Consider the following 10,294-nt stretch of genomic DNA (forward strand, 5'->3'; position numbering starts at 1 on the left):
TTGTGTTTACGGGTACTCTAGAGAAGGCAGGAGATGCCGCGACGTCGGCATGACAGAGCGCTGTGCTTGCGAGAGGTAAATGCATAATACCTCAGATCCTTCGCTGCGCTCAGGATGCCAAGTTTAGGATAACCAGTTTACCTAACCACCTCGCTCTTTTTCTTTCCGGTCTTTACTGTCTTCCGACTTTCCCGTCTCCCCTAATACCCATACTTCTCCTTCCACCGGCTACGCAAAAACTTACGCAGTTCGTCCTCTCTTGCATTGTTGCCCGGGTCATAAAACTTAGTACCTTTTATCTGGTCGGGGAGGAATTCCTGCTCTGCGAAATTGCCTTCGTAATTGTGGGCGTACTTGTAATCTTTTCCATAGCCCATTCCCTTCATCATCTTGGTTGGGGCATTGCGGATGTGGAGCGGTACAGGCAGATCGCCATAGCGGTGCACGGCGGCAATGGCTTCACCAATGCCTACATAGGAAGCGTTGCTTTTTGGCGAAGCCGCTAAATAGGTGGCACATTGCGCAAGGATGATGCGCGATTCGGGATAACCGATCTTGGCCACGGCATCGAAAGTTGCATTGGCCAGCAGCAATGCATTGGCGTTGGCATTGGAAACATCTTCAGAAGCAAAGATCACCATCCGGCGGGCAATGAATTTTACATCCTCACCGCCTTCAATCATACGGGCCAGCCAGTACAAAGCGCCGTTGGGATCGGAGCCGCGCATGGATTTGATAAAAGCAGAAATGATATCGTAATGCTGCTCGCCGTTTTTGTCATAAAGGGCAATACGCTGTTGTGCAATCTCCATCACTTGGTCATCGGTAACCACGATTGCTTTGCCGGCACCTGCAAGTGTGTCTACCACCAATTCAAAGAGGTTGAGCAGTTTGCGGGCATCACCACCCGATATGGTGCGCAGCGCACCTGTTTCTTTTAAATTGATGGAAAGCTGCTGAAGCTTCTCGTCTTTCTGCATGGCCTGTTGCAGTAACTGCTCCATGTCTTCTTCGTTCAGCGAGCGGAGTACATATACCTGGCAGCGGCTGAGCAAGGCGCTGTTTACTTCAAAAGATGGATTTTCGGTGGTAGCACCAATCAGGGTGATGGTGCCTTTTTCCACAGCACCCAACAAGGCATCCTGTTGGCCTTTATTGAAGCGGTGGATTTCGTCTATGAAGAGGATGGCGCCGGTAAGCTTTTGTGCCTGCGCAATCACATCACGTACTTCTTTTACGCCGGCACTGATGGCGCTGAGGGTAAAGAACGGTGCATTGAGTGTGTTGGCAATAATACCGGCAATGGTGGTTTTGCCCACACCCGGCGGTCCCCACAAGAGCATGGAAGGAATCTTGCCTTTTTCGATGGCGTTGCGGAGGATGCTGCCGGGGCCGGTAAGGTGTTGCTGGCCCACCAGGTCGGCAAGGGTGCGTGGACGAAGACGTTCTGCAAGGGGTGCCGCGTTCATGGGGCAAAGGTAAAGGGTGTGGGGACGATAGATCTTCCATCTCTTTAAGAGATGAAAGATCTAGAAACTTACTGCTGCGCCGCGGCAAAGTCCAGCGCCACCAGTTCGGCGGCATGGCTATCGAGGGGAATGCCCACATCGGTGACTTCTTCAAAGCTGCGGCCGTCTTCATAACCCACCGACACGTACACCGAAAGCTTTTGCAGCGCCGGACCTTTGAAGGTGCCCTTGATAGGGCTGCAGTCGCTGAAGTTGCGGCCCACGGCCAGCTTCACGTGGGTATTGGTAACCCATACATTGTTGGTAGGGTCGATGCCCGCCCAGCCGTAGTGTGGTATCCAGGCTTCTATCCAGGCGTGGGTGGCGCCTTCGCCGCGCATACCGTTTTTGTTGGGACAGATATACCCGCTCACATAGCGGCTGGGAATTTTAAGGGTCCGCAATACCTGTAGCATCAGGTGGGCAAAATCCTGGCAAACCCCGGAGCGGTGGACCAGCAATTCATCAACGGTGGTTTCGTTGGTGGTGATGCCTTTTACGTACTTGAAGTATTTAAAAATATACTCGCCGCAGCGCTCCACGGTAGCGGCCACGCTTTGTCCTTCCTGGTGAATATGCTGGATGATCTCGTCCACCGCCTCCTTTGATTTTATGAAATCTGGGTCGGCAAGCTCCAGCAGGCGCAGGTTGTTGCCCGTATCGAGCTGAAGGGCGTCAAAACCCGAATGGAAATTGATTTGTAGCTGGCTGCCACCCGTGGTGCGTACCACCAGCTTGCTTTCAATCACCAGTTCGCGGTGGGTGGGCAGCAGGTTGAACAGGCCCGTTTTGTTGCCCCAGTAATCCTGAAACAAATACAATTCAGGGTTGCCGGTAATCAGCAGCTCGTGGTGCAGCACTTCCTGCTCGGGGCAGAGGTAAGGGTAGATACGGATATCGTTCACGCTTTCCTTCACCAACCGGTCGTACTCGTAACGGGTAACGTGATGAATCTTGAAGATGGGCATGCGGTAGTTTAAGAATAGGAAAAGAATTGCTGCCCCAGGCTCTTGCTGAACTGCAGCAGATCAGATTTGATTTCAGGAAGGAGTGTCCGCAAGGTAGCGTCATCGAGGCTGTCGGGGTCCAAAAACTTTACCTTGCTGTGCAACTGCCCAAAGCGGCGCATCATCCGCCGGGTGTCCTCATCGCGGTTGCGCTCGCTTATTTTTTGCAGGCATACTTCCATGTGGTTGAGTGTGTACACCACCGAGCGGGTGAAGTTGTCGTTGAGCAATACCTGGTGCAGGGCGTTGCGGCTATGCTGGCCACTGCGATAGGTTTTGAGGTGCAGCTCGTATCCCGACAGTGCTAGCAGCAGGTAGCGCCATTGCAGGATGTCGGCATCGTCGAGCGGGGTATTGCCCAGCAGCTGCAATTGTTTTTCGGTGAGCTGCAAGGTGTGCAAACAACGTTCTACCAGTTTGCCCAGGTTCATAAACTGCCAGCCCGTGCCCCTTGACATGGTGATTTCTGTAATGCCGGTATACAGTACCGTATGGCGTTGAAACAGTTCGATGGTTTCAATACCCTGGTTGCTGTGTAGCTTTTGCGCTATTGCAGGGTGATTGATCAGGTGGTAAATCTGGTTTACCTCTTCCCACACTTCCTTGGTGATGTGGTCCTGTATACCCCGTGCATTTTCGCGGGCCTTGTTCAAAATAATCCGGAGGGAGTTGTAATTGGTGCCTTCCAGCAGGATCTTATGGAGTACTTCTTCAGTACTGTTTTCCAGGCGTTCCATTTCGGCACCTTGCACATTGGTCAAAATTTCGAGTACAGGTTTCCAGGTAAGATTGCCATGAATATCGGTATCGAGGGCAAGGCCAAAATGGGTGTACAAAAGGCGGAGCAGGCTATCGGCACGCTCCATATATCGGTTAAGCCAGAAAAGAGAATCGGCTATGCGGCTGAGCATCATATGATGAGTAATGAGTAATGAGTGATGAGTGATGAGTGAGGGGTAATGAGTGAGGAGTAATGAGTGAGGAGTAATCATTAATGAGTGATGTGTAATAAGTAATGAATTATGCGCAATGACCGCTGACGCAATCATGAATGTGCAGTAATAAATAATGAGGTAAATATGGATTTTTAAATCACCAATCACTTCATCACTCATAACTCACCACTCATCATTCATCACTCATTACTCATCTCAATCAATCACCCAGGTATCCTTGCTGCCCCCGCCTTGCGAGGAGTTGACCACCAGCGAACCTTCACGCAGGGCCACACGGGTGAGGCCGCCGGGAACGATCTGCACACCGCTGGGGCTGCACAAAGCGTATGGGCGAAGGTCTACGTGGCGGGGCTGGAATTTGCCATCAATAAAACAAGGCACCGTGCTCAATTTGATTATGGGTTGCGCAATAAAGGAACGCGGGTCGGCTTCAATGATTTTCCGTGCCTGCTCCCACTCTTCATCCCCCACTTTATTGCCCATGATCATACCATAACCACCCGATTGGTTGGTACGTTTGATCACCATATTATTGATGTTTTCAAACACATAACCACGCACTGCAGGATCACTCATCTGGTAAGTAGGCACATTGGGCAGGATGGGCTCTTCGTTGAGGTAATACCGGATCATGTGGGGCACATAAGCATATACGGCCTTGTCGTCGGCAACGCCATTGCCCACAGCGTTTACAATGGCCACATTGCCCTTGCGGTACGCACCCAGCAGGCCCGGCACACCCAGTGCGCTGTCGGGACGGAACAGGAGCGGATCGAGAAATTCATCATCAATACGGCGGTAAATAACATGTACCTGCTCCAGGCCATGCGTGGTTTTCATAAACACCTTGTGGTTGTCTACCAGCAGGTCGCGGCCTTCCACCAGGGCCACACCCATCTGGCGGGCCAGGAAAGTATGTTCGTAATAGGCCGAATTATAAATACCCGGCGTAAGCAAAACGATGGTAGGATCGGCCACCTGTGTGGGCGCCAGCTGCAGCAGGTTTTGGTGCAGCATTAAGGGATAGTTGTTTACCCGGCGCACCTTGCTGTGTGATACCAGGTCGGGGAAGAGCCTTTTGGTAACCTCGCGGTTTTCCAACATATACGATACACCTGATGGCGTACGCAGGTTGTCTTCGAGTACATAGAAGAGCCCGTCTTCACCGCGTATCAGGTCAATGCCCGATATGTGTACATAGATATCGTGCGGCACTTTGATGCCAAATACCTCGCGGGTAAAATGCGAACATGAGGCAATGAGTTCGGCTGGTATGATGCCTGCTTTAAGAATCTCCTGTTCGTTGTAAATATCTTTCAGGAAGAGGTTAAGTGCCTTTAGCCTTTGCTGTATGCCCTGTTCGATGCGGGCCCACTCCACACCGGTGAGGATGCGGGGAATGATATCGAAGGGAAAGATGCGTTCAATACCGGAATTGTCGTTGTACACCGTAAAGGTGATGCCCTGGTTCATGAACAGCTCGCTTGCCATGCGGTCTTTCTGCTGCAGGTCGGCAATGGAAAGCTGTTGCAGGGTTTGAAAAACTTTCCGGTAATGGTCCCTGATTTCATTGGTGCTGCACATCTCGTCCCAAATGCCCGGTGGAAGGGCATAGTTGTGCAGTAGTGCTTTGGGGTCAGCCATAAGCTATGTTATGTGGTGGTGAAAAAAATGCAGCCACGGGCTTATTACCCATAGGCTGCAATCGTTGAGGCGCTTAAGGTAAGCAAAATAGCGAATGCCTGACGCAGCGGCTTTTCTTAGTGCCTGCAGTTCTGCCTGCAAATACGCCAGGATGGGTTAAAAAAACGTTGAAACGGTTGCTTGTTGTTTTCCTTTTAAAGAAAACCCACGGTTGAAACCGTGGGCTAACATGGTATTAATGCTCGTCTTTTGTTTGCCAACAGGGCTTCTCCAGTTGCAGTATCTGTTCTAAACACTTTGCTGTGCATTTCCCTTGTCGTCTGTAGTCCCAATTGCCAAACGCCTGGGCTTTTATCAGCCACAATTAAGGATTGTGTTGCTTCAAAAAAGCTTCAATGCGATTGAAGGTATCTGTCATGGTTGGTATATCAAACCAGCCATGCCCTTTGCCCGGGTACACTTTGTATTCCATAGCCACGCCGGCCACTCTGAGTTTTGCTTCCAGCAGGTCCGACTGGCTTTTATCCACTATCGGGTCGGCATCACCCTGAAGGATGAGGGTGGGTGTTGTTTGGGACGTTACAAAAGTTGCGGGGCTCGACTGCTGGTACAGGGTTGCATTTGCCTGCGGGGTTGTTCCGGTAACGCCTTGCAAAACCATGGGCACAAGGGCGTTCCAGGGTTGATTGTACATCACCGTCAGATCGGTAGGGCCAAACATATCGATGACTGCCTTCATCCGCACGGGGCTCGTGTTTTTATATGCCTGCAACATGGCCAGGTGTGCACCTGCGGAGTAGCCCATGATGGCGGCCTTGTCCATGCTGATGCCATACTGGCCCGCATTGGCAGCCACCTGCTCTACAGCAGCTTTTACGTCCTGCTCCTGTACCGGGAAAACAGTTGCCGTTGATTTCACCAGCCGGTAGCCGATATTTACAATGGCATAATTAGGCAAACGTTTTTTAAAGGAATCGATATAAAATCCAAAGTCGGAACGGTGTCCCTGCGACCAGGAGCCGCCATGCACCAGAAAGACTACCGGTGTGGTGGATGCCGATCGGTTGGCAGGCAGGTACACATCAAATCGCTGTGCCGTATCGCTGCCATAGGATACGTTCATTTCTGTTTTTGCCTGTGTGAAATTAGCCTGCTGCGTGTCTTCATCATCACGCTGGCAGGAAGTGAAAAAAGTGATCAAAAGTAATAGGGAAAATAGTGGTTTCATGAATGGTGTTTTGGGGTCAAGAACTATGCCCTAACAAAAAGAAAGCACCGCGGGTTGACGGTGCTTAACTTAAAATTATCGAAATATGTAACACCAGTGTGTGGTTACTTTTTTAATGGCTGCCAATTGTTAGCTACAAGCTGTAAGCTTTCAAAATCAAGAAAAGGCCATAACAAAAGACCCGCACAGGTGCGGGTCTTTTGTTTATGTTATAGGCATCTTACTTGAGATCCAGTTTTATCTGCAACTCATCAAACTGCTTGTCATCAATCGAAGCTGGTGCATCCAGCATCACGTCGCGGCCGCTGTTGTTCTTGGGGAAGGCAATAAAGTCGCGGATGCTTTCGGAGCCGCCCAGGATAGAACAGAGGCGGTCGAAACCAAAGGCAATACCACCATGCGGGGGTGCGCCGTATTCAAAGGCGCCGAGCAGGAAGCCGAACTTGTGCATCGCTTCTTCTTTGCTCATACCCAATGCGGCAAACATTTTCTCCTGCAATTCGCGCTGGAAGATGCGGATAGATCCACCGCCAATTTCATTACCATTCAGTACCATATCGTAGGCGTTGGCTTTGATATTAGCATAGGGATGCTCCAGGTAGCGGGCCGCATCGTGGATCTTCGGATCGTTGCCGATCATGGTTTCGATCTGTGTGGGCTTGGGCGAGGTAAAAGGATGGTGACGGGCTACCCAGCGGTTGCCTTCCTCGTCGTATTCAAACAGGGGGAAGTCAAGCACCCACAACAACTTGAACTCATCAGGTTTGCGCAGACCCAGGCGCTTGCCCATTTCCAGGCGCAGCTCGGAAGTGGCTTTGCGGGTGCGCTCTTCGGCACCGGCCAGCACCAGTATCAGGTCGCCGGGCTGTGCATTGGTATAGGTGGCAATGGCGCGCAGTTGTTCTTCGTTGAAGAACTTGTCCACGCTGCTTTTCAGCGAGCCATCACTGTTGTACTTGATATTTACCAAACCCTGCATACCGATCTGCGGACGCTTCACCCAATCAGTGAGCTCGTCGATCTGTTTGCGGGTATATTCAGCCGCGCCGGGTACGGCAATAGCAATCACAGTTTCTGCATTGTCGAACACAACAAAGCCTGAAGGGCCGCCTGCCAAAGGAGAAGCCTGCAGCGAAGCCTGCTTTTCCATAAACACATGGCCGGGCACTTTCAGGTTGGCGAGCTTCATGCCGAAACGGATATCGGGCTTATCGTTGCCGTAGGTCCACATGGCTTCTTCCCAGGTAGTGCGTTCTACCTTTTCGGTATAATCAATATTCTTTACTGTTTTGAAAACGTGTTTTACCAGGCCTTCAAACATGTTGAGGATATCTTCCTGCTCCACGAAGGCCATCTCGCAGTCGATCTGCGTAAACTCGGGCTGGCGGTCGGCACGGAGGTCCTCGTCGCGGAAACATTTTACGATCTGGTAGTAGCGGTCGTAGCCGCTCACCATCAGCAGCTGCTTGAAGGTTTGCGGGCTTTGGGGCAGCGCATAAAACTCACCGGGGTTCATGCGGCTGGGCACCACGAAGTCGCGGGCACCTTCGGGTGTGCTCTTGATGAGGAAAGGCGTTTCAATATCCATGAAACCCTGCTCGTGGAGGTAGTTGCGGGTAGCGCGGTTTACGGCATAACGCAGCTCCAGGTTGCGCTTCACAGCATTTCGGCGCAGGTCGAGGTAGCGGTACTTCATCCGCAGGTCGTCGCCGCCATCCGTATCATCCTGGATGGTAAAAGGCGGTACGGCCGATTTATTCAGCACTTTGAAAGATTGTACCAAAATCTCGATGTCACCGGTAGGAATGTTGCCGTTCTTGCTGGTGCGTTCGCGCACCACGCCGGTGGCCTGCAATACAAACTCGCGGCCCAGCGGACTTTGATCCAGCTCGGGGTTCAGTTCTTCTGCAAAAAGCAATTGGGTGATACCATAGCGGTCGCGGAGGTCAACAAAAGTGATGGCGCCAAACTTGCGCACGGTTTGCACCCAGCCCGCAAGGGTAACTTGGGTACCGTCGTGGTGCAGGCGCAGCTCGCCGCAGGTATGAGAACGATACATATTCAGTCGAAAAGTTTAGAGTTCAAAGTTGAAAGTGGGGCAAATGTAACCAGTGATTTGCAGGATTTTGGAAAGGATTAATAGGAACTGGTAATAAACGAGCGTTGAAAAGGATTTCTGAAAGATTAAAATGCAAGATTTTCCATACTAATTAAAGCATAGCTTTCCCCATTCATTTTTAGCTACCCAGTTTCAAACAGGTGATATTATTAGCCAGATGCGCTGCACCAGATGGAATATGATGACCACAGGTTCTTTATACATCCTTTATCAATCCTGCAAATAACAAGTTTCTATCAATCCTTATTAAATCCTGTACATCACCGGTTATTATAGTGTCACCACCTGCCCTTCACGCTCTTCCTTGGGTTTTTGCACCAGGTAGTACCAGGCCAGTATCAGGGCTCCGATGGCAAAAGGCACCAGGGCCAGGTGCTTGCCTTCCACACCCCAAAACAGGTGGGCGTCAAAATGGAGGAATTCGGAAACCATCCAGAAAGAGTTGGCCGATATCCAGAACAGGATGGCGAGGTTGTGGGCTCTTTCAGAAGCGATGTCGCGGGTGCGCCAGGCAATCATCACGGCGATGGCAACTGTAGGGATGATCATTGCCAGGCCCAGCACTTTCCAAACCATACACCAACTGATGTCTTTCAACAACCAGAATACGATGTGCATGTTTTCCATCTTCCGGTACTTGGCCGGGATGGTATAGGTAGTGTCTTGTGTATTGTTCATTATATTAAAGGAAAGCTGCAAAAATAACTCCCCCTCAATTCCGGCGCGATAAAATTCGCTCAAAGCGCCGGATATCGGCCTCGGGGGTTAGTGTGACACCGTGCACAAGGTGCTGTACCAACTGGTGGGCAAAATAGGGTGCCAACGAAGTGCCCTTGGTGCCCATCCCATTACAGATGCCAATGGCAGGGTGGTGCGGGTGCATACCAATAAAGGGCCTGCGCTCCACTGTTGCCGGCCGGATGGCGGCTTTATGATTCACCACGGTGAAAGGCAGCTTGATCCATTCCTTTAAATAAGCTTCTGTTTTCACCCTGAAATCTTCAGTGGGATGTGCATCGGTAAAACGGTTCTGGTAGGTGGAGCCTACCCAGAACAGGCCGGGTTGCATCAGGGGCGCCAGCAGGTGGTGCTGTTTGAAAATATGTTTGTCAATCAGGCCAGGGCATTCAATAAAAAGCGCTTCGCCTTTGTTGGCAGAGAAAGGCAGCAGGCCAAACCATGGGTTTGCCTCCCCCATTACGCCTTCGCAAAAGATGATCTTTTGTGCCGTGATGTCTTCATAAACGATATGGTCGTTTGCCTCCTGCAAGGCTGCTGGTTCAAAACGCTGGTTGCGCACCGCATCGCCCAGTTGCTGGCGCCAGGCTGCCAGCAGCACGCCCAGGTCCACGCAAAAGGCAGGGCGCACTTGTCCGCAGCCATAATGGTAGTTGAAAAAAGGGTTGAAGTCGTTCTGCTCGGGGTAGGGGTGGAGGTAGGTATCGTCTTCAGTGATACGGGTGGCAAAGAGGTCGCGGCTTTCAGCGTTGGGAAAAAAGCGGATCATGTCGAGGTGCCGTATAAAGTGCACCTGCAGGAAGGTTTCCAGTTCATCATAGGTTTTGCGGGCAAAAGGCAGCAGTTCTTCAATCATCCAGCTGCGTACAAAACGCCGGCCGGTTACGGGGTTGATGATACCTGCCGCCACTTTGGAAGAAGTATCCCCTTTGCTTTCATCCAAAATGACAAAGCTCTCGCCTTCCTTGTGCAGGAACCACGACAGCATGGTACCCGAAATGCCCTGTCCTACGATGAGGTAATCCACTTGCATGGGGCGAAGGTAGTTGGAAGACGGGAAAGACGGGAAAGACGGGAAAGACGGGAAAGACGGG

The 10,294-nt window shown here is 51.3% G+C and carries 8 protein-coding genes; all 8 read right to left on the reverse strand.

Translation table 11 applies throughout. The annotated features are described in order from the left end of the window. Positions 1–200: 200 nt before the first annotated feature. Positions 201–1,469, reverse strand: coding sequence for a replication-associated recombination protein A (locus BUE76_RS08595; protein WP_073042627.1), 1,269 nt, complete (start codon positions 1,467–1,469; stop codon positions 201–203). 68 nt (positions 1,470–1,537) lie between these two features. Beyond that, the gene (locus BUE76_RS08600) at positions 1,538–2,476 is read right to left on the reverse strand and encodes a transglutaminase family protein (protein ID WP_073042625.1); all 939 of its coding nucleotides are present in this window, start codon (positions 2,474–2,476) and stop codon (positions 1,538–1,540) included. A gap of 8 nt (positions 2,477–2,484) precedes the next feature. Then, on the reverse strand, positions 2,485–3,429 hold the full coding sequence (locus BUE76_RS08605) for an alpha-E domain-containing protein (RefSeq protein WP_245798343.1): 945 nt from the start codon (positions 3,427–3,429) through the stop codon (positions 2,485–2,487). A 237-nt stretch (positions 3,430–3,666) separates the two neighbouring features. Beyond that, positions 3,667–5,115 (reverse strand): circularly permuted type 2 ATP-grasp protein, encoded by a 1,449-nt coding sequence (locus BUE76_RS08610; RefSeq protein ID WP_073042624.1) that lies wholly within the window; start codon positions 5,113–5,115, stop codon positions 3,667–3,669. A gap of 364 nt (positions 5,116–5,479) precedes the next feature. After that, complete coding sequence (locus BUE76_RS08615) at positions 5,480–6,343, reverse strand: alpha/beta hydrolase (RefSeq protein WP_073042622.1); 864 nt, start codon at positions 6,341–6,343, stop codon at positions 5,480–5,482. A 220-nt stretch (positions 6,344–6,563) separates the two neighbouring features. Next, positions 6,564–8,402, reverse strand: coding sequence for an aspartate--tRNA ligase (gene aspS / locus BUE76_RS08620; RefSeq protein ID WP_073042620.1), 1,839 nt, complete (start codon positions 8,400–8,402; stop codon positions 6,564–6,566). A gap of 330 nt (positions 8,403–8,732) precedes the next feature. Continuing rightward, positions 8,733–9,140, reverse strand: coding sequence for a hypothetical protein (locus tag BUE76_RS08625; RefSeq protein WP_245798342.1), 408 nt, complete (start codon positions 9,138–9,140; stop codon positions 8,733–8,735). Positions 9,141–9,174: 34 nt separating this feature from the next. Further along, a partial coding sequence (locus tag BUE76_RS08630) for an NAD(P)/FAD-dependent oxidoreductase (RefSeq protein ID WP_317043377.1) occupies positions 9,175–10,294 on the reverse strand: 1,120 nt, incomplete at its 5' end.

Source organism: Cnuella takakiae, assembly GCF_001953305.1.
Classification (GTDB): Bacteria; Bacteroidota; Bacteroidia; order Chitinophagales; family Chitinophagaceae; genus Flavisolibacter; species Flavisolibacter takakiae.